This is a genomic window from Amycolatopsis bullii (genome assembly GCF_014654205.1).
In the GTDB taxonomy this organism is placed as follows: domain Bacteria; phylum Actinomycetota; class Actinomycetes; order Mycobacteriales; family Pseudonocardiaceae; genus Amycolatopsis; species Amycolatopsis plumensis.
Genome location: NZ_BNAW01000031.1, coordinates 1 through 24250, shown reverse-complemented (window position 1 = coordinate 24250; position 24250 = coordinate 1). Strand labels below are relative to the sequence as shown.

The 24250-nt window shown below is 71.9% G+C and carries 28 protein-coding genes and 1 pseudogene; 17 read left to right on the top strand and 12 right to left on the bottom strand.

Translation table 11 applies throughout. From position 1 onward, the window contains the following. Window positions 1-22: 22 nt before the first annotated feature. Window positions 23-655, top strand: a complete 633-nt coding sequence (locus tag IE317_RS28785; RefSeq protein ID WP_191314483.1) for a UdgX family uracil-DNA binding protein — start codon at window positions 23-25, stop codon at window positions 653-655. Here the strand turns inward: IE317_RS28785 and ligD (IE317_RS28780) are convergent. From ligD (IE317_RS28780) to IE317_RS28765, 4 genes are read right to left on the bottom strand one after another with little or no spacing between them, the layout of a single operon-like run. Further along, window positions 648-1511 (bottom strand): non-homologous end-joining DNA ligase, encoded by an 864-nt coding sequence (gene ligD, locus IE317_RS28780; protein WP_191314482.1) that lies wholly within the window; start codon window positions 1509-1511, stop codon window positions 648-650. The genes IE317_RS28785 and ligD (IE317_RS28780) overlap by 8 nt on opposite strands. Continuing rightward, a complete protein-coding gene (ligD, locus tag IE317_RS28775) occupies window positions 1508-2452 on the bottom strand; it encodes a non-homologous end-joining DNA ligase (protein ID WP_191314481.1) in 945 nt (314 codons plus the stop codon). The genes ligD (IE317_RS28780) and ligD (IE317_RS28775) overlap by 4 nt, the downstream gene beginning before the upstream one ends. After that, a complete protein-coding gene (gene ku, locus IE317_RS28770) occupies window positions 2449-3396 on the bottom strand; it encodes a non-homologous end joining protein Ku (RefSeq protein WP_191314480.1) in 948 nt (315 codons plus the stop codon). Before ku ends, ligD (IE317_RS28775) begins: the two co-directional genes overlap by 4 nt. 17 nt (window positions 3397-3413) lie before the next feature. Continuing rightward, window positions 3414-3611 carry a hypothetical protein gene (locus IE317_RS28765; RefSeq protein WP_191314479.1) on the bottom strand — a complete coding sequence of 66 codons (198 nt, stop codon included), beginning with the start codon at window positions 3609-3611 and terminating at the stop codon, window positions 3414-3416. 168 nt (window positions 3612-3779) lie between these two features. Here IE317_RS28765 and IE317_RS28760 point away from each other — a divergent pair, with 168 nt between their 5' ends. Beyond that, window positions 3780-3992: a hypothetical protein gene (locus IE317_RS28760; RefSeq protein ID WP_191314478.1), complete on the top strand. Its 213-nt coding sequence runs from the start codon at window positions 3780-3782 to the stop codon at window positions 3990-3992. A gap of 21 nt (window positions 3993-4013) precedes the next feature. Here the strand turns inward: IE317_RS28760 and IE317_RS28755 are convergent, their stop codons facing one another. Then, the gene (locus IE317_RS28755) at window positions 4014-4745 is read right to left on the bottom strand and encodes an ANTAR domain-containing response regulator (protein ID WP_191314477.1); all 732 of its coding nucleotides are present in this window, start codon (window positions 4743-4745) and stop codon (window positions 4014-4016) included. A 295-nt stretch (window positions 4746-5040) separates the two neighbouring features. Between IE317_RS28755 and IE317_RS28750 the strand changes: the two genes are divergently transcribed. Then, entirely contained in the window at window positions 5041-5406 is a 366-nt protein-coding gene (locus IE317_RS28750) for an STAS domain-containing protein (RefSeq protein ID WP_191314476.1), read from the top strand. A 13-nt stretch (window positions 5407-5419) separates the two neighbouring features. Here the strand turns inward: IE317_RS28750 and IE317_RS28745 are convergent, their stop codons facing one another. Beyond that, on the bottom strand, window positions 5420-6385 hold the full coding sequence (locus tag IE317_RS28745) for an LLM class F420-dependent oxidoreductase (RefSeq protein ID WP_191314475.1): 966 nt from the start codon (window positions 6383-6385) through the stop codon (window positions 5420-5422). Between the two features lie 120 nt (window positions 6386-6505). On the opposite strand from IE317_RS28745, the gene IE317_RS28740 reads away from it, so the two are divergent. From IE317_RS28740 to IE317_RS28730, 3 genes are all read left to right on the top strand, one after another. Next, window positions 6506-6835, top strand: coding sequence for a plasmid stabilization protein (locus IE317_RS28740; RefSeq protein ID WP_191314474.1), 330 nt, complete (start codon window positions 6506-6508; stop codon window positions 6833-6835). A gap of 62 nt (window positions 6836-6897) precedes the next feature. Continuing rightward, window positions 6898-7347, top strand: coding sequence for an ATP-binding protein (locus tag IE317_RS28735; protein WP_086844481.1), 450 nt, complete (start codon window positions 6898-6900; stop codon window positions 7345-7347). Next, window positions 7344-8135 (top strand): SigB/SigF/SigG family RNA polymerase sigma factor, encoded by a 792-nt coding sequence (locus tag IE317_RS28730; RefSeq protein ID WP_191314473.1) that lies wholly within the window; start codon window positions 7344-7346, stop codon window positions 8133-8135. The genes IE317_RS28735 and IE317_RS28730 overlap by 4 nt, the downstream gene beginning before the upstream one ends. Window positions 8136-8486: 351 nt before the next feature. Here IE317_RS28730 and IE317_RS28725 read toward each other — a convergent pair whose 3' ends face one another. Next, complete coding sequence (locus IE317_RS28725) at window positions 8487-10004, bottom strand: CYTH and CHAD domain-containing protein (RefSeq protein ID WP_191314472.1); 1518 nt, start codon at window positions 10002-10004, stop codon at window positions 8487-8489. A 125-nt stretch (window positions 10005-10129) separates the two neighbouring features. Here IE317_RS28725 and IE317_RS28720 point away from each other — a divergent pair, with 125 nt between their 5' ends. Continuing rightward, the gene (locus IE317_RS28720; protein ID WP_191314471.1) at window positions 10130-10651 is read left to right on the top strand and encodes a hemerythrin domain-containing protein; all 522 of its coding nucleotides are present in this window, start codon (window positions 10130-10132) and stop codon (window positions 10649-10651) included. Window positions 10652-10694: 43 nt separating this feature from the next. Then, window positions 10695-11495, top strand: coding sequence for a GAF and ANTAR domain-containing protein (locus IE317_RS28715; protein ID WP_191314470.1), 801 nt, complete (start codon window positions 10695-10697; stop codon window positions 11493-11495). A 52-nt stretch (window positions 11496-11547) separates the two neighbouring features. Here IE317_RS28715 and IE317_RS28710 read toward each other — a convergent pair whose 3' ends face one another. Both IE317_RS28710 and IE317_RS28705 read right to left on the bottom strand, forming a co-directional pair. Then, a complete protein-coding gene (locus IE317_RS28710) occupies window positions 11548-12015 on the bottom strand; it encodes a hypothetical protein (protein WP_191314469.1) in 468 nt (155 codons plus the stop codon). A 162-nt stretch (window positions 12016-12177) separates the two neighbouring features. Beyond that, entirely contained in the window at window positions 12178-12639 is a 462-nt protein-coding gene (locus IE317_RS28705; protein WP_191314468.1) for an SRPBCC family protein, read from the bottom strand. Here IE317_RS28705 and IE317_RS28700 point away from each other — a divergent pair. From IE317_RS28700 to IE317_RS28690, 3 genes and pseudogenes are all read left to right on the top strand, one after another. Then, a pseudogene (locus tag IE317_RS28700) lies at window positions 12548-13170 on the top strand (phage holin family protein). The gene IE317_RS28705 and the pseudogene IE317_RS28700 overlap by 92 nt on opposite strands. Then, window positions 13167-13472, top strand: coding sequence for a DUF3618 domain-containing protein (locus tag IE317_RS28695; protein WP_191314467.1), 306 nt, complete (start codon window positions 13167-13169; stop codon window positions 13470-13472). Before IE317_RS28700 ends, IE317_RS28695 begins: the two are co-directional and overlap by 4 nt. Next, window positions 13469-13735 (top strand): DUF4235 domain-containing protein, encoded by a 267-nt coding sequence (locus tag IE317_RS28690; protein ID WP_191314466.1) that lies wholly within the window; start codon window positions 13469-13471, stop codon window positions 13733-13735. Before IE317_RS28695 ends, IE317_RS28690 begins: the two co-directional genes overlap by 4 nt. Before the next feature lie 55 nt (window positions 13736-13790). Here the strand turns inward: IE317_RS28690 and IE317_RS28685 are convergent, their stop codons facing one another. Next, the gene (locus IE317_RS28685) at window positions 13791-14159 is read right to left on the bottom strand and encodes an STAS domain-containing protein (RefSeq protein ID WP_191314465.1); all 369 of its coding nucleotides are present in this window, start codon (window positions 14157-14159) and stop codon (window positions 13791-13793) included. 170 nt (window positions 14160-14329) lie between these two features. On the opposite strand from IE317_RS28685, the gene IE317_RS28680 reads away from it, so the two are divergent. After that, a complete protein-coding gene (locus tag IE317_RS28680) occupies window positions 14330-15619 on the top strand; it encodes an NAD(P)/FAD-dependent oxidoreductase (protein ID WP_191314464.1) in 1290 nt (429 codons plus the stop codon). Window positions 15620-15631: 12 nt separating this feature from the next. Then, window positions 15632-16186 (top strand): hypothetical protein, encoded by a 555-nt coding sequence (locus IE317_RS28675; protein ID WP_191314463.1) that lies wholly within the window; start codon window positions 15632-15634, stop codon window positions 16184-16186. A 24-nt stretch (window positions 16187-16210) separates the two neighbouring features. Here IE317_RS28675 and IE317_RS28670 read toward each other — a convergent pair whose 3' ends face one another. After that, window positions 16211-17107, bottom strand: a complete 897-nt coding sequence (locus IE317_RS28670) for a LysR family transcriptional regulator (RefSeq protein ID WP_191314462.1) — start codon at window positions 17105-17107, stop codon at window positions 16211-16213. Window positions 17108-17188: 81 nt separating this feature from the next. Here IE317_RS28670 and IE317_RS28665 point away from each other — a divergent pair, with 81 nt between their 5' ends. Genes IE317_RS28665 through IE317_RS28655 form a run of 3 tightly spaced genes read left to right on the top strand, consistent with a single transcriptional unit; the run spans window position 17189 to window position 21259 of the window. After that, on the top strand, window positions 17189-18517 hold the full coding sequence (locus IE317_RS28665) for a diaminopimelate decarboxylase (protein WP_191314461.1): 1329 nt from the start codon (window positions 17189-17191) through the stop codon (window positions 18515-18517). A gap of 39 nt (window positions 18518-18556) precedes the next feature. Beyond that, the gene (locus IE317_RS28660) at window positions 18557-20041 is read left to right on the top strand and encodes an ArnT family glycosyltransferase (RefSeq protein ID WP_191314460.1); all 1485 of its coding nucleotides are present in this window, start codon (window positions 18557-18559) and stop codon (window positions 20039-20041) included. Window positions 20042-20074: 33 nt separating this feature from the next. Further along, window positions 20075-21259: a 4-hydroxybenzoate 3-monooxygenase gene (locus tag IE317_RS28655; RefSeq protein WP_191314459.1), complete on the top strand. Its 1185-nt coding sequence runs from the start codon at window positions 20075-20077 to the stop codon at window positions 21257-21259. Between the two features lie 71 nt (window positions 21260-21330). Here the strand turns inward: IE317_RS28655 and IE317_RS28650 are convergent, their stop codons facing one another. Beyond that, the gene (locus IE317_RS28650) at window positions 21331-23682 is read right to left on the bottom strand and encodes an alpha-L-fucosidase (RefSeq protein ID WP_191314458.1); all 2352 of its coding nucleotides are present in this window, start codon (window positions 23680-23682) and stop codon (window positions 21331-21333) included. 239 nt (window positions 23683-23921) lie between these two features. Between IE317_RS28650 and IE317_RS28645 the strand changes: the two genes are divergently transcribed. Next, window positions 23922-24185 carry a hypothetical protein gene (locus tag IE317_RS28645; RefSeq protein ID WP_191314457.1) on the top strand — a complete coding sequence of 88 codons (264 nt, stop codon included), beginning with the start codon at window positions 23922-23924 and terminating at the stop codon, window positions 24183-24185. Window positions 24186-24250 lie beyond the last annotated feature (65 nt).

Genomic DNA, 24250 nt, shown 5'->3' with positions numbered 1-24250 from the left:
CGTCCGGGGAATTTCTGCGGGCATGCCGGATTCCCGCGGTGCCGAGCCGCCGGACACCACCGACCTCACCCGGTTGCGGTCGGCGGCGTCCGGCTGCCAGGGGTGCCACCTGTACCAGGACGCCACGCAGACGGTCTTCGGCGAAGGTTCGGCCGGGGCGAAGGTGCTCGTCGTCGGCGAGCAGCCGGGCGACAAGGAGGACCTCGCGGGCGAGCCGTTCGTGGGCCCCGCCGGGAAGCTGCTGGACCGCGCCTTCGAGGAAGCCGGCTTCGACCGGCAGGCCCTGTACGTCACCAACGCGGTCAAGCACTTCAAGTTCAAGCGCGACGAACGCGGGAAGCGCCGGATCCACCAGAAACCGGGCCGCACCGAAGTGGTCGCGTGCCGCCCGTGGCTGCTGGCGGAACTGCGCGCGGTGCGCCCCGAACTCGTGCTGCTGCTGGGCGCGACGGCCGCCCAGTCGTTGCTGGGCCCGAAGTTCCGGTTGACCGCCCACCGGGGCGAGCCCCTGGAACCGCCGGCGGACCTGGCGGAGCTGGTGCCGTCGGCCGTGGCGACGGTCCACCCCTCGGCGGTGCTGCGGGCTCCCGACCGGGACGACGCCTACGCGGGCTTCGTCGCCGACCTGAAAGCCGCGGGCAAGCTCCTCAAGTGAGCTGCTTCAGCGCCGCTTCGGCCGAGCCCGCGTGCTCGTCCAGCTCGCGCCAAGGATCCTCTTTGCGGGCCAGCCGCTGCTTCTCCTTGCCCAGCGCCCAGCCGTCCGGGTCCGCCTTGCCCAGCTCGCGCCAGTCCAGCGGGGTCGCGGCCGCCGCACCCGGGCGGGCACGCAGCGAGTACGGGGCCACGAACGTCTGGGCGTAGGCGTTGCGGTTGGCGTCCAGGAAGATCCGGTCGCCGCGCTTTTCCTTGCGCTGGGCGGTGGTCAGGCGATCCGGGTCGTCGGCGGCGACCCGGTCGGCGAGGGCACGCGAGAGCTCCAGCACCACTTCCGTGTCCGACTTCGCGTCCAGCGGCGCGAGGACGTGGAACCCGCGGCCGCCGGTGGCCTGGACGAACGCCGTCAGCCCCACCCGCTCGTAGTGGTCGCGGATGCGCCGCGCGACCGCACGCAGCTCGGCCACCGGGGTGCCCTCCGGCGGGTCGAGGTCCAGCACCAGCCGGTCCGGCCGCTCCGGCGCGGCGACCGTGGACAACCAGACGTGGAACTCCACCGTCCCCTGGTTCGCCAGGTACTCCAGCGTCCCGGCGTCCTCGCACACGACGTATTCGTCGGTGCCGCCGCCGCGCCGGGGAACGCGCTCGACGCGGATCGAGTCCGGGAAGTGCTCCCCCGGGTGCTTCTGGAACCAGCCCGGCTTCCCGATGCCGTCGGGAAAGCGCCGCAGCGTCAGCGGGCGGCCGCGCAGGTGCGGCAGCATGACGTCGGCGACGGCGCGGTAGTACTCGACGACGTCCCCCTTGGTCAGCCCGTCTTCGGGGTAGAACACCTTGTCCGGGTGGGAAGTCTTCACGCGCGCTCCCGTACGACGTCGGCGGCCTTCTTGTCCTCGCGCAGCCCGGCGAACCGCGGGTGCCGCAGCCGCCCGTCCCGCGTCCACTCGGAGAAGCCGATCTGCGCCACCAGCTCGGGGCGCACCCAGTGGGCGCCGGGTTCCTTGACCGGCCCGGCGAACGGCGAGCGGGTCGTCTCCCGCTCCCGCAACTGCGCGTGCAGCGACGTCAGCAGCCGCTCGTCGAACCCGGTGCCGACCTTGCCGGCGTACTTGAGGGCGCCGTCTTCGTGGTAGCCGAGCAGGAGCGCGCCGAAGCCGTGGCGGGCGCCCTGCGGATCGGTGAAGCCGCCGATGACGAGCTCTTGTCCCTGCGCGCACTTGAACTTCAGCCAGTCGGGTGACCGCCCGTGGTGGTACGGCGCGTCCGCCCGCTTGGCGATGACGCCTTCCCAGCCGCGGCGGCACGCTTCTTCGAAGAACTTCTCGCCCTCGGTGTTGCGGTGCGACGACAGCCGGAGCGGGTCCGCGAAGTCGAACGCGTCCCGCAGCAGCGCCTTCCGCTGCCGCAAGGGCAGTCCGGTCGTGTCCTGGTCGCCGAAGTACAGCAGGTCGAACAGGTAGTAGTAGACGCGCACGCCGGTCGCCCGGGCCCGCGCGGGGTCGCTGATGTGGATCCGGGGCTGCAGCGCGGCGAAACTGGTGTTCGCGCCGTCGAAGGCGACGATCTCGCCGTCCGCGACGAACCGAGGCCCTCCCTGATCCGCGAGGGCCTCGACGAGCTCCGGGTAGGCGTTGTCCATCACCTTGTGGTTGCGCGAATAGAGCGTCGGCGTGCCGCCGTCGCGCACGCAGATCGCGCGGACGCCGTCCAGCTTGCGCTCGAAGATCCAGTCCTCGTCGGAGAACCGGCGGTCGGTGAGCGTGGCCAGGGTCGGTTCGCGCCAGCCGGGCCCGGTCACGACGCCTTCAGGGCCTTCTCGAGTTCGGCGCGCGTCATCTTCGACCGGCCCTTCACGCCCTGTTCGCGGGCCAGCTTGTCCAAATCGGACTTCGACAGCTCGGACAGCGCCGGCTTGGCCGCCTTCTTCTTCGCCGCTTTCTTCTTCGGTTCCTCGCCGCCACCGCCCTTGCGGTTCTTCACACTCCGCGACAGCGCCTCGAACAGGTCCACGACGTCGGCCGAAGGCTCCGGCTCCTCTTCGTGGGCGATCTCCTTGCCGGCTTCCTTCGCCTTGATCAGCTCTTCGACGCGCTTCGAGTACTCGTCGCGGTACTCCTCGGGCTTCCACGGCGCGGTCATCTCGTCGACCAGCGCGAGGGCCATGTCCAGCTCCTTGGGCCGCGGCTTCGGCAGGTCCGGCAGCTTGCCCATGACGTCCTTGGGCTTCCGCAGGTCGGCGACGAAGTGCAGCGTGTTGAGCACCATGACGTCCTCGCCGGCGCGAATCGCGGCGAGGTATTCCTTGCCGCGCAGCACGAATTTCGCGACACCGGCTTTCTCGCTGCGGTCCATCGCCTGCAGCAGCAGGCCGTACGCCTTGGCGAAATCCTCCTTCGCCGGTTTGAGCCAGTACGTCTTGTCGAAGAACCACGGGTCGATCTCGTCGAGCTCGACGAACTGCTCGATGTCGATCCGGCGCGACCGCTCGGGCGCGATCTCGTCCAGCTCGTCGGGTTCGACCAGCACGTGATCGCCGCCGCCGAGGTCGTAGCCCTTGACGATCTCGTCCTGGGTGACCTCTTCGCCGGTCCGCTCGTTGACCCGCCGGTTGCGGATCCGGTCCGACGTCCCGCGTTCGAACTGGTGGAAGTGGATCGTGTGGTCCGCCACCGCCGGGTACAGCTCCACCGGCACGGTGACCAGCCCCAGGCTCAGTGCGCCGCTCCACACCGGTCGGGCCATGTCGTCCTCCCCCGGTCTCAGGCGACGTCGCTGCTGCGCTGACCGCTCCGGTGCAGCCCCAGCATGTCCAGCAGCCGCGCGCAGTCCTCGGGGTCCTTGGCCCGCGCGGCCACGGCCAGTGCGGCCCTGCGGCGCGTGCGTTCCAGCTCCGGCGAGTCGGCGCCGTCGACGAGGAGGTCCGCCACCGGCCGCAGATCGTTGCGCTTGTCTCGCATGTTCGCTCCCTCCGGCAATCCCGTGCGCGGGCGGATTACCCAGGATCACCGCAGGCGACACGGACGTCACCGAAGATCCGCGACGACTAGGCCGAACGAGTGAATTCGGCCGGTCCTGGCCCCGGACACGGGCAAGGTGGTGAGACCCACGTCACAGCAGGAGGCCGCATGGGCACCCAGATCCGCATCAGCCGCGAAGACGGCTCACTGCCCTGCGAGGTCTGCGGCTTCCCGACGATGCACGTGGCCCAGGTCGTCGCCGACGACGGCACGGTGCTGGGCCGCACCCTGGTCTGCACGACGTGCCAGCGCGGCAAGCAGCGCCCGGACCCGGCGCCGGTCGAGTCCGGGGCACCGCCGGACGAGGTCCCGGCCGGTTAGCTCACGCCGGGGCGGGGTGGGTCAGGCTGTGGTCGTCGCCACCGCCGCCACGAACTCCGCCGCCACCTCGTGGAGCTTCCGGTTGCCGTCCTGTGAACGTTTCACCAGGCGCTGGAAGGCTTCCTCCGCCGTGATCCGGTGGGCGGCCATCAGGATCCCCTTGGCCTGGTCGATCACCGCGCGGGTCTCCAGCGCACGGTTGAGCTGGTCGACCAGTTCACGGGCCGCGAAGTAGCGCCGCGCGCTGCGCAGGCCGAAGACCACGGTCGCCGTGTACAGCTCGAGGATCTTGGTGCCCAGCTCGCTGAACCCGTGCTCGCCGAACCCGAAGAGGTTCACCGCCCCCGACATGTCCTCGTCCACCGTCAGCGGTGCGGCGAGGAAACTGGCCACGCCCAGCTGCTCGGCCGACGTGACGAACTGCGGCCACAGGTCGCCGACCGCGCCGACGCCCACGCGAACCGGCTGGCCCGTCTCGGCGGCGCGCAGGCAGGGCCCGTCCCCGATCCGGTACTGCTCGCGGTCGAAGTTCACCGCCCGCTGGTCGGTGCTGGCCACCGTCTCCGGGACCCCGTCGCGCACCAGCGTGATGCTGGCCATGTCGGCCCCCGGCACCACCTGCACGACGTGATCGCACACCGCCTGGAGCATCTGGCCGAGGTCGAGCTCGCTGTCCAGCATCGCGGTCAGCGACTCCATCGCGAGCGTGACTTCGTCCAGCCGCGCGGTGAGCTGCTCATGGCCGCCCGTCATCCTGGTGACGCCCCTCCTTCTTCGAACAGGGCGCTCTCAACCAGGGGGGACCCGGGCACGCGCCACTAGTGGGCCGCTAGCGCTTTAACGGGTCCAGCGCGAGATTACTGCATCCCGATCAGGCCGGGCACGAGCGGTCACCGCCGCGGCGCGGCGCACCCCCGTTCGGAGCAACGACGGTTGCGGGCCGTGGGCGCAGGGTTAGGCTCGGTAGCACGGTTCAACCAGCAGCCGCTTCGACCCCCAGAGCGCGGCGCTGCGGCCGCGCCGCACCCACGAACGGTGGCGAACCGGCATGAACATCCCACGGCCCCGGCATCCCGGCCTCCGGCTGCGCACGGCGTGGCCCGCCCCGCACGCGGTCCTGGTGACCGCGCGCGGCGACCTCGACAGCGCGACGGCGGGCGATCTGGCCACGCTGCTTTCCGACCGCCTGTGGGCGACGCCGGAACGGCTGGTCGTCGACCTGTCCGAAGTGGACTTCCTCGGCGTGGCGGGCGTCCGGGTGCTGCTGCACGCGGCGCTGCAGGCCGGCCAGGCGGGCACCGAGCTGCTGGTGGTCACCGGGACGAACCCGATGGTCCGCCGGGCTCTGCAGGTGACCGGGGCCGACCGGCGCCTGGCGCTGGCCGACCAGCGGCCCGCCCCCGCGCCGGCCTGACCCGGCGTGCCCCCTAACCCCGGAGGGCGGGGAGCAGTTCCTTTTCGGCGAAGTCGAGGAAGCCGTCCTGCTGGTCACCGCCGATCTGGACCAGCGCCACGTCGGTGAAGCCCGCCTTCTCGAACTCCTGCACCGCCTCGGCGATCGGTTCGACGTCCGGGCCGCAGGGGATCGAGCCGGCGACGTCTTCCTCGCGGACGAACTGCGTCGCACCGGCGAACCCGGCGGGCCCCGGGAGTTCGGCGTTGACCTTCCAGCCGCCGGCGAACCAGCGGAACTGCTCGTGCGCGCGCTTCACCGCGGCGTCACGGTCGGTGCCCCACGAGACGGGCAGCTGCCCGACCTTGCGGCTCGGCGCGCCACCCAGCTTCGTCGCGTCCCACTCCTGGGACAGCTCCACCTTCGGCTCGACCGCGATCATCACGTCCGCCACCGGGGCGAACCGCCGGACCGACTGCGAACCGGACACCGCGACCCCGATCGGCGTCCGCTTCTCGGGCAGGTCCCACAGCTTCGCCGAGTCGACGCGGAAGTGCTTGCCCTCGTAGTCGACGTAGCCGCCGCCGAACAGGCTGCCGATGATGTCCACGGCCTCGGCGAGCATTTCGTGCCGGACGTTGGCCGGCGGCCAGCCGCGGCCGATGACGTGCTCGTTGAGGTTTTCGCCCGCACCGAGGCCGAGGGTGAACCGGCCGCCGGAGAGCATCTGCACGGTCGCCGCCTTCTGCGCCACCACGGCCGGGTGGTAACGCATGGTCGGGCAGGTCACGTAGGTCATCAGCTCGGCGCGCTCGGTCACCTGGGTGACCGCGCCCAGCACGGCCCAGGCGTAGGGCGCGTGCCCCTGTTCGTCCAGCCAGGGCGAGTAGTGGTCGCTCATGACCTCGAAGTCGAAGCCGGCCCGTTCCGCACCGGCGGCGAACCGGACCAGGTCGTCCGGGCCTGCCTGCTCGGTCATCAGGGTGTAGCCGATCCGCATCGGTCCCTCCTCTCGATCGGCTCTCCGCGTACCCCTGCTCCGCGGCTGGTAACCGCTACGATCGGGACGTTTACCCGGCGATCAAGCGGGTACCCACCCCGCGAGACGAAGGGAGCGGGCATGCCTCAGTCGTGGAGCGGCAAGCGCGAACGCCAGTACGAGCACATCAAGGACTCGGCCGAGGACCGCGGTGCGAGCACGAAGCGGGCCAAGGAGATCGCGGCCCGGACGGTGAACAAGAACCGCGCCCAATCGGGTGAGTCCCGGCAGGCCAGCAAGACGTCGCTGAAGGACAAGTCGCCGCAGCAGCGCGGTGGTGAGCGGTCCGGCAACCGGAAGGGCCCGGGCGGCCCCACGAAGGACCAGCTCTACAACGAAGCGAAGAAGAAGAACATCGATGGCCGCTCCAAGATGACCAAGAAGGAACTCGAACGGGCGCTGGGCCGGTGACCTTACCCGAAATCCCTGATCACGAAGTGTCAGCATTACACCGGATGGGTAGTACCTCCCGCATGGAAGAAACTCGAAGCGACAGCTCGTTCGGCGGCAAGCCGACCGTCGACGAGCTGCTCGACGAACTCGTCGAGCTGCGGCTCCCCGCGATGGCGGAGCAGATCCCGCTGGTCCGGATGCTCACGCACGGCGTGGTCTCGCGCGCGGACTTCGGTCTGGACGCCATCGCCGACGCCAAGATGGCGGTCGACGAGGCGTGCGCGCAGCTGGTCCAGCTGGCCGAGCTCGGCTCGCAGCTGCAGTGCCGCTTCCGCCTGGCCCCCGACGGCCTGCACGTCATCGTTTCGACCCGGTCGAGTGACCCCCGGCCGCCGAGCGACCGCACGTTCGGCTGGCACGTCCTGACCACCCTCAGCCGGTCGGTGACGGCCCACTGCGATGCGCTGCCCGGTGGGGGTGCGGGCATCGTCACGATCGAACTGGTGCTCAACCCGGGAACGAGCGCGTGAGCGCCGAACGGAAAACCCTCCTCCACCGCCCGGACGAATATGCCCACTGCGAGCCGCTGTTCGAGGAGCTGGGCACCCTCGACGCCGGCGACCCGCGGCGGGAGGTCGTCCGGAGCAAACTCGTCACCGAGCTGCTCCCCCTGGCCGAGCACATCGCCACCCGCTTCTCCGGCCGCGGCGAGCCCCGCGAGGACCTGGTCCAGGTGGCGCGGATCGGCCTGATCAACGCGGTCGACCGGTTCGACCCCACCCGGGGCCACGACTTCCTGTCCTTCGCGGTGCCGACCATCATGGGCGAGGTCCGCCGCCACTTCCGCGACACGGGCTGGTCGGTCCGCGTCCCCCGCCGGCTCAAGGAGCTGCACCTGTCCCTGAGCCAGGGGTCGGCGGTGCTCTCCCAGCGCCTCGGCCGCGCCCCGACCCCGACCGAGCTGGCGGAGCACCTGAACCTCGACGTCGAGGAGGTGCGCGAAGGTCTTCTGGCGGGCAATGCGTACCAGGCACTCTCGGTGGACAAGCCGGTCCACGACGACGCCGAGGCACTGTCCCTGGCGGACACCATGGGGGAGCCGGACCACGAGATGGCCATGGTGGAGAACCACGAGGCCCTCCAGCCACTGCTGCAGGAACTCCCCAAGCGCGAGCGGGCAATCCTGGTAATGCGCTTCTTCGGCGGCTTGACCCAGACCCAGATCGCCGACCGCGTGGGCATTTCCCAGATGCACGTGTCCAGGCTGCTGTCGCAGACCCTGGAGCAGCTGCGCGGCAAACTCACCGGCGAGGTCTGAGCCCGGTTCGCTCGCCGCGGCTTTGAGGTCGCGAATGATTCGTTCGGGACGCCGAGGTCCCCCATGACTCATTCGCGACACTGCGCCCGCCCCGGCCAGAGCCCAGCCCGCTTGCGGCCACACCTCCCCTGCCGACCCGATACGCAGCCGCCTCAGCGGCCGCCAGGTCGTGTCAAGGCACGCTTTCCCGCCTTGACACGGCCTGGCGGCCGCTGAACAATCCGGCGTTCGGCCGGCGGGGGAAATCCGGCAGAACTAATTCCGGCAGCGCTCAAACCGGCGGCCTCAAACCCACAGAACCGGCCCGGCGGACTCACCCCGGCAGGGCTGAGCCCGGCAGGGGCTCAAACCTCACCTCAGCCACCCGGGCCGATCCCCCTTCCGCAGCACCCGCCACTCCCGCCCGAACCTCTCCCGCAGCTTCCCAGCCCGCTCACCATCCCGCCCATAAAGCAACCCGAAGGTGAAGGTGTTCTGCCCCTCACCATGCCCGGAGATGGCAAGCTGCCGCAGAACATCCCGCCCCACAACGGTGTCCTGATGCTCCCCCAGCGTCACCTGAACCGCTTTCACATTCTTCCGCCACGTCCGCAGCTTCTTCCCGTACACCGGCTTCACGGCATCAGCGGCATACCGAGCCCGCTTCGCCTTCTTCCGGACATCGTGCAAAGCCGTCCCCAGGTCCTCCCCACTGAGCCCCCGCGAAGCCGCCTCAGCACGAGCCAGCTTCTTGGCCGCCTTCCGCAGCGGCTTCCGCAGACCGGCCTTCGCGGACTTCCGCCCCGCAGCGGTCAGCGGCGGTTCCTCGAGCAAGCGGTCCAGCGCGCGCACCAGCTCCAGGTACCGCTTCCCGGTCAACGCGGCCAGCGCCCGAGTCCGCCCTTCCTCGGCCTCACGCGCGAAGTGCCGGGTGAGGAACTGCCGCAACGGCCCGAACACCAGTTCCGAAGGCAAGTCGTCGAGCTGCTCCCCGAGGCGCTCCTCGGCGACCTCGGTGTCCCGAAACGGCGACAGCTGACGGCCGAGCCACTGGAGCTCGCCCACGAGCGACCCCGTCGCCTTCTTGTCGACCACCGACCCGAAAGTGCGCAGCGTGCTCCGCAGCTTCCGGATCGCGACACGCATCTGGTGCACCGCATCATCGGCATCCAACCGCACGCCGACGTCCGCCCGGCGCAACCGGCCGTAGTGCTCGTGCAGGGCCGTCAGCACGACGTCGCCCGCGGACGGCTTCTTGCCGAGCCGGGGCGGGGCCGGGACGCGGTCGCCGATGAGGCGGCGCAGTTTGGACGGCCACGGCGACGGAGACGCGCCGGCGTCGGTCAGCGCGCGGTCGAACTCCTCGAGCAGTCCCGGCTCGGCCGCGGGGTCCAGCTCGAGTTCCAGCTCCCGCCACTCGTCGAGCCGGGCGGTCGCGCCGCCCGCTTCGCCGGTCACGTGGTCGTCGGTGAGGATCGCGATGGTGCGGCCGTCCGGGCCCGCGAGCCGGTGGGCGAAGCGGTCGGTGCGCAGGTGCGCGATCGGCACCAGCTTCTCCCCCAGCGTGTACGCCCGCACCAGGCGCCGGAGCCTGCCGGGCACCTTGTGCGGGTCGCCGGCCAGCGGCAGCTGCAGTTCCTGCCGTTCGTCGGCCGACACCGGGAGCTTCAGGTGCCAGCCGGCGTCCGGGCCGCCGACGCGCCGCCGCAGCGTGATGCCGCTGCGGGCCAGGCGGAACGTCTCGGTGTCGTAGTACGACGCGTCCAGGACGTGCTCCACCGGGTCGTCCTGGGTTTCGACGCCGCCGACGCCGACCAGGCGGGGCACGCCGCTGCCCGCGACGATCTCGTACTTGCGTTCGCGCTCGGTCACCGCGGACGGCGCTGCCATGGTTCGTCCTCCCTGGGTCCGGTTCGTCCTGATGGATACCCCGCCGGCGCGCGGCCGACACGGGATTCGGCGCCGGGCCAGCGGGTATCCCCTTCTGCGAACGCGAACCCGGACCAGGAGAGTGCATGAACGGCAACCAGCCCGCAACCGACCTGACGACCGTCCTCACCGGCGACCACCGCGAACTCGACCGGCTCTGCACCGAGCTCGAGCTCGGCCAGGGCAGCCCGGAGAACCGCAAGGACCTCGCCGATCACCTCATCGCGGCGCTGGTCCGGCACTCCGTCGCCGAAGAGCCCTACCTCGACGGCGACGGCGACCTCGCCGAAGCGGACGGCCTGATGCGGCAGCTCGAGGGTGCGGGACCGCAGGAGACGCGGTTCGAGCGCCTGCTGGGCGGCCTGATCCGCGCCGTCCGGCGGCACGTCCGCGAGGAGGGACCCGCGGCCCTGCGCGAGATCCGGCGCAGCCGCTCGGCCGAGGAGCAGGCCGAACTGGGCAGAGAGGTCCTCGAAGCCCGGGAGGCGGCGGCGACGCTGCCGCACCCCGACCTCGCCGACCGGGTGCCGCAGGCCGACCAGCTGTGGCCGGGACCGGGCTTCGTCGACCGGGCCCGTGCCGCCCTGGGCGCCTCGGTATCGGGTTGAATGGGCTTTTCGGCCATCCCGATCCGGAAGGACAGCGAGCACCATGAGCGTCGGCGAAGAGGAGTGGGCCCGGGACCGGGCCTGGTTCGGGCAGGACGGTGCGCCGGCGCCGGGCCCGCTGTCGCGGCAGTTCGCCGAGCTCACGCGGACCCTGCTCGACGTGTCGCCGACCGCAGGCGGGGTGCTCAAGCTCGTCGTCGGCGCGGCGGCCGCGCTCGTGCCGGACGCCGATCTGGTCAGCGTCACGCTGCGCGACGCCGACGGCACCTTCCACACCCCGGTCGAAACCGACCCGGTCGCCGAACGGCTCGACCAGGTGCAGTACGACCACGGCGAAGGTCCCTGCGTGGAATCGGCCCGCCCCGACGGCCCGGCCGTCGGCTGGTCGCAGGACCTGAAGCGGGACCCGCGCTGGCCGGTGTTCGGACCGGCCGCCGCTCGCCACGGCTACCACTCGGTGCTGGCCTCCGCCCTGCTCCCGGACGCGCGGCCGCCCCGGCTGTCCGGCGCGCTGAACATCTACTCGCGCACGCCGGGCGCGTTCGACGCACACGCGGTCGACGTCGCGTTGCTGCTGGCGACGCACGCGTCTCTGGCGCTGGCCCAGACCCAGGCCGTGGCCGCGGCCCAGCTGGAGTCGGCGCACCTGCGCCGGGCGGTGGACAGCCGCGACGTCATCGGCCAGGCGAAAGGCATCCTGATGCAGCGCCGCGGCATCAGCGCCGAGGAGGCCTTCGACGTGCTGCGCCGCGCGTCCCAGGACCTCAACGTCAAGCTCGCCGATCTGGCCCGGACGCTCGCCTCCCGGCACACCGAGGTGGATCTGCCGGCTTCCGAGGCCTGACACGCCGGGAGCGCCACTTTCCCGTGAAAGTGGCGCTCCCGGTGTGCTGCCGTTACGGGGCCGTGTACGGGGACCGGTTCTCCAGCGACGGGCTGGCGGCCGGGTACCGGCCGTCCTGACCCGGTACCGGGGTGACCGTGGTGCCCTGCTGCTCCGCCTCCACCCGCGGCCGGGGACCGCGCTGCACGACCGCCTCGACCTCCTGCTCACCGCGGATGCGGGCCAGCACACCGAGGGTGATCGCGTGGGCCAGGGCGAGGATCAGCAGCAGGACGCCGATCCGCCCGACCACGCCGGGCAGGTCGCTGTCGCCCATGTCGATGGTCGAGATGAGCGCCAGCACCCCCAGCGTCGCGAGGTGGAACAGCACCGTGACCAGGCGGGTCATCGAGGCGCCCGCCGCCGGATCGCCGTAGGAGTTCTCCAGGTAACGGCGGCCGCTGCGGTAGATGATCTGCCCGTCTATCAGGACCAGCGCAACGCCGATCGCGAGGAACGACAGGTACGCGTTCGTGGTCATGCCGGACGCTCCTTCCTGGGGGACCTTGCCGGGGGGATACCCGGCAGGTCGCGCAGGGAAACGCCCCCGTCACGCGGTGGAGGTGCCCGGACGCGAAAACGCGGCGGGGCGGGTGTTCCCCGCCCCGCCGCGACCACTCATCCCGTACGGGTGACGCGTGGGTTACCGCCCCGGGCGGTCCACGTCACCGCGCCAGCCGCCGGTCTCCCGGCCGCGCTGCTCGATGAACTCCTTGAACCGCTTGAGGTCGCCCTTCACCCGGCGGTCGAGCACGCCGAGCTTGTCGGCGACGTTCTCGGCGAAGCCCTCCGGGTCGATGTCCATCTGCGCGGTCACCCGGGTGCGCGTGTCGTCCAGCCGGTGGAAGGTGATGACCCCGGCGTGGTCCGGCCCGGAGTCCGAGGTCCAGGCGACCCGCTCGTCGGGGTGCTGCTCGGTGATCGTCGCGTCGAATTCGCGCGTCACGCCACCGAACCGCGTCACCCAGTGGGTGTGGGTGGCGTCCACCTGGCGGATTTCTTCGACGCCTTCCATGAACTTCGGGAATTCCTCGAACTGCGTCCACTGGTTGTACGCGGTCGAAACGGGGACTTCCACGTCCACGATTTCGGTGATCGTGCTCATGCACTCCTCCTCGTCGATGGTCGGTGCAAATCGGCTACCCGGTGCAGTGGCCGTCAAACCCGGCGCGATTGACCGCCACCCGCGGCGGGTACACGGCGGCCAGGCAAGGAGGTGTTCGGTGATCGAAGAGGTGAACAAGAAACCGGCTTCCGACCGTTCGGTCGGCGAGCTGGTGACGGACCTGACCGACGAGGTGAAGCGGCTCGTCCGTGACGAGATGCGGCTCGCGGTCTTCGAACTGCAGCGCAAGGGCAAGAAGATGGGCCTCGGCGCCGGGTTGTTCGGCGCGGCGGGGCTGTTCGCGTTCCTCGGCGCCGGCACGCTGGTCGCGGCCGCGGTGCTGGCGCTCGCGCTGGCGTGCCCGGCTGGCTGGCCGCGGTGATCGTCGCGGTCGCGCTGTTCGTCGTCGCCGGGATCGCGGCGGTGGTCGGCAAGAAGGAAGTGACGCAGGGGGTGCCGCCGGTGCCCGAAGAGGCGATCAGCGGCGTCCGCGAAGACGTGGACACCGTGAAGCAGGGAGTGCGGTCATGAGCGGGGACTTCCCGAAGAACGCCGAGGAGGCGCGGCTCGACCGGGACGCCACCCGGGAAGAGCTCACCGAAACCCTGGCCGCGCTCGGGCAGAAGCTCGACGTGAAGGCCAGGGTCAAGGAGAACGTCGACGAGAAACTCGACCAGGCGACCGCGAAGGTCGCCGACGTGACGAACGAGCCGACCGCGGTCAAGTTCCGCCAGGGCGCCGACGCCGTCCGGGCCAACCCGGTGCCGGTCTTCGCCGGCGTGCTGGGCCTGCTGATCCTGATCCGACTGATCCTGCGCCGGAGGAACTCGTGAACAAGACGCTCTACAAGCCGCTGAGCTGGGTGGTGGGTGCCCTGGGCGGCATCCTGGCCGGTCAGGTGTTCAAGCAGGTCTGGAGCCGCGTGGCGGGCGAGGACGACGCCCCCGACGCCACCGACCGCGACTACACCTGGCGTCAGGTGGTCATCGCGGCGGCGGTGCAGGGGGCGATCTTCGGTGCCGTCAAGGCCGCCACCGAACGCGCCGGCGCCGTCGGTTACCGCAAGGCGACCGGCGACTGGCCGGGCGACGACTGACCGCACCCGGTGTGGTGGTCCACTGTGGACGGCGGGAGGGGTGGCTGCGACGCGGTCACGCCTCCCGGCCCGGCTCGGCGGCCAGGCCGACGAGCGCGGGCCCGACACCGGGGTGGATCTTCAGCACCACGTCGGCACCGGTGGCTTCCAGCGAACGGGTGACCGCGTGGCCGCCGAGCACGACGACGAGCTCGGTGCGGGCGTTCGCCCGCAGCAGCGACCGGACTCCGGCGCAGCTCAGGAAGGCGACCCGGGTCAGGTCGACGACCAGCCGCCCGCCGGTGGCGAGGGCTTCGTCGAAGGTGCCGACCGTGGCGGCGTCGATGTCGCCGACCAGGGTGAGCACGGTGATCCCGCCCGGTCGTTCGGTCGTGGTGACGGTGAGGCCGGACGGTTCGTAGATCGTGCGGAAACAGTCGTACATGGCGCTCCCTTTCTCAGCGGTGCGGGGGCGCTGACCGGAGCACGTGTCTGAACAACAGCCAACACCCCTGACCGTACGCCCCTGTGCCGAGAGGTCAACCCCGCGGGTTTCCCCGCTCCCACCTCGGGTAATCCGTTCGGGACGGATATCGGCACCCCGGAAGGAGATCCATGCGTGTCGTGATCGTCGGCGGTGGTTTCGCCGGATACCACGCGGCGAAAAGCCTGCGGAAGGAAGCCGGGGAAGACGTCGAAGTCGTCGTGCTGAACCCCACGGATTACTTCCTCTACCTGCCGTTGCTGCCCGAAGTGGCGGCCGGGATCCTGGACCCGCGGCGGGTCGCGGTTTCCCTCCCGGAAACGCTGCGCGGAGTGCGCCTGGTTCTCGGTGTGGCGACCGGGGTGGACTTCGATTCCCGCCACGTCACCTACACCGACCCCGAGGACAACGAGCACCGGATCGGGTACGACCGGCTGGTGCTGGCCGCGGGCAGCGTCAACAAGCTGTTGCCGATTCCCGGCGTCCCGGAATACGCCCACGGGTTCCGCGGCGTGCCGGAAGCGCTCTACCTGCGCGACCACATCACGCGGCAGATCGAACTGGCCGCCGCGGCCGACGACCCGGCCGAACGCGACGCCCGCTGCACGTTCGTGGTGGTCGGCGCCGGCTACACCGGGACCGAGGTCGCCGCGCAGGGGCCCGCGTTCACCGCGGCGCTCGCCGCGCGCCACCCCGAGCTGGCCGGGCAGAAGATCCGCTGGCTGCTGCTCGACGTCGCCGAGCGGGTGCTGCCGGAGCTCGACGGGCGGCTCGGCCGGACGGCCGACGAGGTGCTGCGTGCCCGGGGCGTCGAAGTGCTGATGAAGACCTCGGTCGACCACGCCGACGCCAAGGGCGTCACGCTGACGAACGGCGACGCCGTGCCGACCCGCACCCTCGTGTGGTGCGTCGGCGTGCGGCCGGACCCGCTGGTGGCCGGCCTCGGGCTCGAGACGGCCAAGGGCAGGCTCGTGGTCACCGAGCAGCTGAACGTGCCGGGCCGCGACGACGTGTTCGCCTGCGGCGACGCGGCCGCGGTGCCCGACCTCACCCGCCCCGGCCAGTACACCGCGATGACCGCCCAGCACGCCGAGCGGCAGGGCAGGCTCGCCGGACGCAACGTGGCCGCGTCGCTCGGGTACGGCCGCCGCGGCACCTACCGGCACCACGACCTCGGCTTCGTCGTCGACCTCGGGGCCGGTGCCGCCGCGGCGAACCCGCTCCACATCCCGCTGTCCGGGCGGCCGGCCAAGGCGGTCACGCGCGGCTACCACCTGATGGCGATGCCGGGCAACCGCGTGCGCACGGCCGCCGACTGGGTCCTGGAGGCGCTGACCGGCCGCCAGACCGTCCAATTGGGACTCGTCCGCTCCGGCGCCGTGCCGCTCGACACGGACAGCCCGGAACTCCCCCGTCGCTGAAAGGAACTGCGCATGTCCGCCGAACCCGACCCCGTCCGCTCCGAAGGCCCGTCCGTGGTGACCGCCGGGGATCCGTCTGGTCCCAAGGTGATCGTCCTGGACCCGGCGGGCGCCGCCAAGCACGACGAGCTGCCGGCGACCTGGCGGCCGCTGACGGAGAAACGCGCCGTGTTCTGGTGCCGGGTGCCCGCCGGCGGTGCCCTGACCGAAGCCGACGACCTCGTCGGCGACGCCGGTCCCGGCGATCCGGAGATCGCCGTGGTGGCGAGCGGTCCGTTCGTGGCGGAGGCACTGCAGCTGGTCGAGCGCCATCCGGGCGCGGCGAAGCACCTGCTGCTGGTCGACCCGGCCTCGGACGCGTTCCTCGCCTCCGGCGACGCCTCGGCGGCCAACGACGCCTGGCTGGCCGAGCACGACGACGTGGTGGCCAAGCTGCGCGAGGCGGGCACGGAGGTGCGGGTCGTGGCCTCGAGCAGCGAGAACCCGGACGACCGGGTGCCGCCGCCGCTGCCGCTCGGCCACCCGGACGTGGTCACCGCGGTGCGCTCGGCCCTCGGCCTGGACTAGCCCGCGACGAAGACGCCGACGCGCTCACCCTCCCGCAGACCTGCTCCGCCGGGCGGCGAGGTCCACGAAGGCCCGCACCACCGGGGATGCCGAGCCGGCCCGCCAGGCCAGGCCCAGGTCGATCCTCGGGGGCGGGTCTTCGAGCCTGCGCAGCACCACGCCGCGGCGCCGCAGGGCGCGGGCCCGGTGTTCCGGGACCGCCGCGAGACCCGCGCCTTCGGCCACCGCGCGCATCAGCTGCTCGTCCTCCGGTTCCTCGCGGACGATCGGCGGCAGCCCGCCCGGCCAGACCTGGCCGCTGATCGCGTCGTACTGGCCGGGGCCGTTCTCGCGCGGCCAGAACACCACCGGCTCGGCCGCGATGGCGGCCCGCCGCACCCGGCCCCGGCGCCGCGCGAGCGCGTGGCCCGACGGCACCACGAGCAGGACCTCCTCCGACCCGACCACGGCGACCTCGACGTCCGGGGCGGTGACCGGGGGCCGCACGAAGCCGACGTCGATCTCGCCCGCCGCCAGCCGGGCCAGGTTCAGGCTCGTCCAGCCCGTCTCGAGGGCGAGTTCGACGTCCGGGTACCGCTCGCGGTAGGCCGCGACCAGGTCGCCGGCCAGTGGGCCCGGCGCCGACCGCGTGTAGGCGATCCGCAGGCGACCGGCGTCGCCCCGGCCGGCCGCGGTGATCGCGCCGCGGGCCCGGTCCAGCCGGTCGAGCAGGTCACGCGCCTCGACAGCGGCCACGCGGCCGGCCTCGGTCAGCGCGAAGCGCGGGCCCGTGCGGTCGAGCAGCGCGACACCCAGGTCCGCCTCGAAAGCGCGGATCTGCTGGCTCAGCGACGGCTGGGACACGAACAGCCGGGCGGCCGCCTTGGTGAAGTGCATCTCCTCGGCGAGCACGGCGAAGTAGTGCCATCGGCGCAGGTCCACCCAGCGATTATAGGGCGTTCCTATCACCTCATCGGGACGAAGTCTTGGACTCGCCGCCCGGCCCGCTGTTGTCCTGGATCCGTGACCACGACCAGCGCGCCCCTGACCCGCACCGACCGCAAGCTGCTCGCACTGGCCGCCGCGGCGGACCGGGGGCTCGCCGCCCCGATGGCCGGGTTCGTCGACCTCGCCACCGTCCGCGAGGCCGTGGAAGACCTGACGAAGGCGTTCGCCCCGCTCGGGCGCGTCCAGCACACGGTCGCCGCCAAGGCGTGCGGCCTGGCACCGCTCCTGCGGTTCCTCGGCGACCTCGGGATCGACGCCGAGGTCGCGAGCCCGGGTGAGACGGCGGTCGCGGAAGCCGCCGGCCTGCGCGGCCCGCGGCTGGTGCTCGACTCCCCCGCCAAGACGACCGCGGAGCTCGCGCACGCCCTGGCCGAAGGCACCGCGGTCAACGCCGACAACTTCCAGGAGCTCGCCCGGCTCGACGCGCTGATCGGCGGGACACCGCCGCGGTCGGTGCTGGGCCTGCGGATCAACCCGCAGGTCGGGGCCGGCCGGATCGGTGACACGAGCACCGCCACGGCGGCGTCGAAGTTCGGCATCCCGTTGCGTGACAACGGAAACCGCGCCCTGCTGCGCGAAGCCTTCGCGCGACGGCCGTGGCTGACCCGGCTGCACGTCCACGTCGGCTCGCAGGGCTGCCCGCCGGAGCTGATGGCCGACGGGGTCGCCGCGGTGCACGAACTCGCCGAGGAGATCAACGCCGAAGCCGGGTACCGGCAGGTGACCAGCCTCGATATCGGCGGCGGGCTGCCAGTGGACTTCACCTCCGACGAGCCCGGGCCCGGCTTCGCAGGCTACGTCGCGCCGCTGCTGTCCCGCGTCCCCGCCTTGGCCGAAGGGCGCTACGCGCTCGTCACCGAGTTCGGCCGGTCCCTGCTGGCCAAGAGCGGCTTCCTCGTCAGCACGGTGGAGTACACGAAGGTCGCGGGCGGGCGGCCCATCGCCGTGACGCACGCGGGCGGCCAGGTGGCGGCGCGCACGGTGCTCCAGCCGGACCACTGGCCGCTGCGGATCGGCGCGTTCGACGCCACCGGCGCGCCGAAGACCGGACCCGAGGTGCCGCAGGACATCGCCGGTCCCCTGTGTTTCGCCGGCGACCTCCTCGCCCGCGAACGGCCGCTGCCGCTGCTGGACCCGGGCGACCTCGTCGTCGCGCACGACACCGGCGCGTACTACTTCGGCGCGCACTACGCGTACAACACGCTGCCGCGCCCGGCGGTGCACGGATTCATTGTGTCCCCGCGCGGTGACGTCGAGTTCGTCCCGCTGCGCCGCGCCCAGACCCTGGCCGAACTGGTCGCCGACGCGGGCGGCGAATTTCTCGGAGCGCTCCCGGCGGCCTGATCGACCGCGTACGATCCCGGCAGCCGAGGGGAGATCGTCATGGGGGCGCCACCGCGGTTCGCCGCGCTACCGGTCGGGATTGTCGTTGCCGGGCAAGCCGTCGTACTGACGGCGCTGTCCGGCCGCTACGGCTTCCACCGCGACGAGCTGTACTTCGTCGCCGCGGGCCGACGGCCGGACTGGGGGTACGTCGACAACCCGCCGATCACGCCGTGGCTCGCCCGCGCGTCGACGGCGGTGTTCGGTGAGACCCCGAGCGGACTGCGGGTGGTCGCGGCCCTGCTCGGCATGGCGACGGTCGTGGTCGTCGCGCTGATCGCCCGCGAGTTCGGCGGCGGCCGCGGTGTCCAGCTGTTCACCGCGCTCGCGACCGCGTTGTCGTCCTACGTCCTGGTCGTCTCGCACATGCTGGCGACCAACTCCGCGGACGTGCTGCTGTGGTCGCTGATCGCGCTCTTCGGCCTGCGGTTGCTGCGCACCGGCGACGGCCGCTGGTGGCTCGCCGTCGGCGCCGCCGCCGGGCTCGGCCTGGCGAACAAGTGGCTCGTCCTGCTCCTGTTGTCCGGGCTCGGCATCGGCGTGGCCGTGGCCGGGCCGCGCCGGGTGCTGCGGACCTGGTGGCTCGCGGCCGGCGTCGGGATCGCCGCCGTCCTGGCCGCTCCGGTGGTGCTCTGGCAGGCGGCGCACGGCTGGCCGATGCTCACCGTGGCCGGCGGGATCAGCGAGGACGACGGCGCGGAGAACCGCCTCCTGTTCGTGCCGATGCAGCTGCTCCTCCTCTCGCCGGTCCTGGTGCCGGTGTGGATCGCCGGGCTGGTGCGGCCGTGGCGCGACCCCGGCCTGCGCTGGGCCCGCGCGCTGGCCGTGGCGTATCCGGTCGTCTGCGTCGAGCTCTTGGTCGTCGGCGGGAAGCCGTACTACTCGGTGCCGCTGCTGCTGCCGCTGGTGGCGCTGGGCGCGGAGCCGGCGCTCCGGTGGCTGGGCCGGGGCGGGACGGTCCGGCGGGCACTCACCAGCACGGCCGCCGCGGGGTGCGTGGCGGTGTCCGTCCTCGTCGGACTGCCGGTCGTGCCGGCGACGGCGCTGAACGGCCCGCTGCTGGCGATGAACAAGGAGCCGGGCGAGCAGGTCGGCTGGCCGGGCTTCGCCGGCACCGTCGCGGGCGCGTGGCAGCGGATCCCGGACAGCGAACGGGACACCGCGGTGATCCTCGCCGGCAACTACGGCGAAGCGGGGGCCATCGAGCGGTACGGTCCCGAGCTCGGGCTGCCGCAGCCGTACTCGCCGCACATGTCGTACGCGGACTGGGGTCCGCCGCCGGACCGGCTGGTCGGCCCGGTGCTGCTCGTCGGGCGGATCCGGCCGGGCTCGCCCGCGGCCCGGCTGATCACCGGGTGCCGCGCGGTCGCCAAGCACCACAACGCCGAAGGCGTCGACAACGACGAGAACGGCGTCGTGCTCTCGCTGTGCTCACTGACCCGGCCGTGGTCCGAAGCCTGGCCCCAGCTGCGGCGTTACTACTGAGCGGTTCGTCCGGTTCGCGCTACCCTCGGGCCCATGGTGGCGAGGCGCACGGCGGTGGCCGTGGTGGGGGCGGGCCCGGCCGGACTCACGGTGGCGAACCTCCTGCGGCGCGCGGGGATCGAGTGCGTGCTGCTGGAGGCGCAGAGCCGGGCGTTCATCGAACAACGGCCGCGGGCCGGGTTCATCGAGGAGTGGGCGGTCCGCGGGCTCGAACGGCGGGGCCTCGGCGAACAGCTCGTCGCGAAGGCACCGCAGCACGAGAAGTTCGAGTTCCGGTTCGCCGGGCGGCGGCACGTCTTCCGCTACGGCGACGTCACCGGGCAGCGGCATTTCGTCTACCCGCAACAACTTCTGGTGACCGATCTGATCGGCCAGTACACCGGGTCCGGCGGCGAAGCGGTCTTCGAGGTCTCGGACGTCGAACTCCACGACCTCACGTCGGACTCCCCCGCCGTCACGTTCCGTGCCGACGGCGAGGACCACCGGATCGACTGCGACTTCGTCGCCGGCTGCGACGGCGCCCGCGGTGTCTGCCAGGGGTACCTGCCGGCGGAATCGACGGTGAAAGCCCACCACGACTACGGAATCGGCTGGCTGGCCCTGCTCGCGGAGGCACCGCCGTCGGCCGACGGCGTGCTGTTCGGCATCCACCCGCGCGGGTTCGCCGCGCACATGGCGCGCACGCGCAAGGTGACGCGGTTCTACCTGCAGACCGCGCCGGGCGAGACCGAGGCGGACTGGTCCGACGAGCGCGTGTGGCGGGAACTGCACGCGCGCCTCACCGTGCCCGGCGGCGAGATCATCGAAGGCAGGCTGTTCGAGAAGCGGATCCTCGACATGCACAACTACGTCGTCGAGCCGATGTCACACGGCCGGCTGCACCTCGCGGGCGAGTCGGCGCACCTGGTCGCCCCGATCGCGGCGAAGGGCATGAACCTCGCCCTGCACGACGCGTTCCTGCTGACCGACGCGGTCCAGGCGCACTACGCGGGCGACCCGGCGCCGCTGGCCGGCTACTCCGCGGCGTGCCTGCCGCTGGTGTGGCAGTACCAGGAGTTTTCGCTGTGGCTGTCGGACATCTTCCACCACACCGCGGCCGCGGGCGAGAACCCGTTCGCGGCGCGCATCGCCGAAGCCCGGATGCGCCGCCTGCTCGGTTCGCCCGCGGCCGCGGCGGCGTTCGCGGAGCTGTACATCGGCAAGAACGCCGACTTCTGAGCCCGGCTGAGACGGTCAAGAAGAACGCCGACGCGCCGGCCGGGGAGCTGGCCGCCCGGATGGGCCGCCGGTCAGCTCCAGGCGATCTTGAACACCCAGGTGTAACGGCCCGCCCGCCGGGCCGCGGCCGGGACGTCGATCACCAGCGAGCCGTTCTCCACCGTCCAGTGCAGCGAGCCGCGGTACCCGAGCAGCGTCACCCGGTCGCCGGCGCGGATCGGCACCGGCGCGTCCACCACCACGCGGGTGCCCGGTGCGGTCAGCGAGTGCACGTAGAACGCCTCGTTCTGCTTGACCGTGAACCGCAGGTCGCCGAGCTGGGCCATCCGCGACCAGTACGTGGTGCCGTAGATGGCTTCGCCGTTGACCTTCAGCCACGCGCCCGCGTCGCGCAGGTGCTTCTGCATGACGTCCGGGATCGTGCCGTCGAAGTCCGGGCCGATGTCGAGCAGGAAGTTGCCGTTCTTGGCGACGATGTCGACGAGCGTCCGGACGACCTCCTCCGCGGTCATGTACTTCTCGTCGGGCGTCGCGCGGTTGTAGCCGTAGGAGAACGGGTCGAGGCCGCGGCTGGCCTCCCACTTCGCCACGACGGTGTTCGGGTACGTCGTGTACTCCGGCGTCGTGAAGTCGTGGTCCGGGATGCCGCCGCGGTCGTTGTAGGTGACGTCCTTGGGGCGCTTGCGGTTCTTCGCGCGGTTGAAGTACTCGGTGATCGTGCTCCGCGTGTCGTTGACGCCGCCGATGTCGAACCACAGGACGTCGGGGTCGAACTCCGAGACCAGCTCCAGCACTTGCGGTGCCTGGTAGTCGCGGACGAAGTCCTTGCCCGCGGTGTAGCCGGTGTAGGGCAGCGGAGCGCCGGTGTAGGGGTTGCGCGGCGCGTGGCCCATCCACGGGTTGTCCGGGTTGAACCATTCCGGCAGCGAGAAGTACAGGCCGTTGCGCAGCTGCGGGGTGTACTTCCGCGACGCCGCGAACAGCTCGGCGACGATGTTGCGCTTCGGCCCGAGCTTGACCGAGTTGCGGTCGCTGACTTCGGTGTCCCACAACGCGAAGCCGTCGTGGTGCTTGGACGTCAGGACGTAGTATTCCGCGCCCGCGTCCGCGATCAGGTTCAGCCAGCTGCGCGGGTCGAACCTCGCCGCGGTGAACAGCGGGATGAAGTCGTCGTAGGCGAAGTTCTCGCCGTACTTCTGCCGGTGGTAGGCGTAGGTCGCGCCGTTCGGGTCCTGCTGGTTCTGCCAGTACCACTCCGCGTACTGCTGCCCCACCGGCGCCCACGCAGGCACGGCGTACACACCCCAGTGGATGAAGATGCCGAACTTGGCGTCGTCGAACCAGTAGGGCGCGCGGTGCGTCGAGAGCGACGCGTCGGTCGGCCGGAAGTCCGGGATCCCGAGGGTGATCGGCACCTGCCGGGTGGCGAGGGTGCCGCGGCCGGCGGTGACGCGGATCTGGCCGTTCGTGGTGGTTCCGGGCGGCACGGACGCGTTCGGGGCGAGGCCGAGCCGGACCGTCGCCTGCTCCCCCGGCGCCAGCGCGCGGATGGCCGCGGGCACGGTGGTCCGGCCGCCGGGGACGTCGACGGTGACGCTGACCCGGTCACCCGCGCCGAGCCAGACGGTCCCGGCGTTGACGATGGTCGCTTCGGCGGCCTGCGGGCCGCCGTCGGCCAGCAGGTTGGCCGTCGAGCGGCCGTCCAGGACCAGCGCCGAGCGGCCCACGGCGACCGGCTGGAGGGTGAGGGCGAAGACGTGCAGGCTGGAGACGTTCGGGGCCGGGTTCGCCGTGGTCGGCAGGGTCAGCGCGACGGCTTCGCGCGCCGGGTCGATCCAGACCTGGCCGGTGGCCAGCGAAACCGGGTTGTCGTCGACGACCCCGCCGGGTGCGTAGCGGAACGGCGAGACGAGTGCCCCGCTGCCGGTGTACCAGTCGGGGCCGGAGAGGGAACCGGTGCTCGTGCTGCCGTCGGCGTAGTGCACGGTCGCCGGGCCGCCCGCCGCGCCGTAGCTGGCCGCGACCAGGAAGTAGGCGACGAAGTAGCGGCCCTTCGGCAGGTCGATCCGCTGCCCGGTGGCGGCGATGTTGTTCTTCGCGCCGGCGGCCGCGGACCCGAGCTGGAACGGGACACCGCCGGCGGTGACGGTCTGCCCGGCGGGAACGTGCTCGGCCGGGAACGTGTAACCGGAGCCGTCGAAGTCGCCGCCGGTGGCCGAGGCGCTGTCGATGCCATCGTTGGTGAACCAGGGGTCGAGGGCGACCGGGACGGGCGGCGGGGGCGGGACGATCGGGGTATCCGGGCGGTCGGGGGCGGCGTCGACGGGGCCGGCGGCGCCCGCCGGGGTGTGGCCGGCCACACCGAGCGCGACGGCACCTCCCAACGCGATGCCGAGGGCTTGACGGCGGGGGAAGGTCGACACTGAACCTCCAGGGATCGGATGACTATGGCGGATTTTCGACAAAGCTCGCCCACAGAAGACGCACCTGTCGCTGGCAGAACTGATTCATCCGATGAATGAGCCTGCTTGGTGACCTATCGCCGTGTCAAGGGGCCAACCGGCGTGATCGTGGTGAACCGGGCTCGTGTTCGCCGCGTATCCCTGGGTGACGAGCTGCAGCCCTCGCCGCCGGAAACCCCGCCGCACGAAAGGCCAGACCGATGTCCACCGACCCGAACGCGCTGAGCCGCCGCGCGATCGCCATGCTCAAGGCGATCGCCGACGGGCGCGCCGAGCTCCGCTGCAGCTGCGAACCCGACCTCCGCGTGGACGGGCTGCCGTGCTGCGACCAGAGCACCGCCCACGACCTCGCCCGCGCCGGGCTGGTCAGAGCCACCCGGCTCGTCGCCCCCGGCCAGTGGGCACCCGCCGAACTGACCGACGCGGGCCACCGCGCCCTGGGCACGTTCCCCGCCGCAGCCTGATCCCCCGAAGCCCTCGTGAGTGGTAAGGCGGGTTCTAACCCGCCTTACCACTCACGAGGGAGATC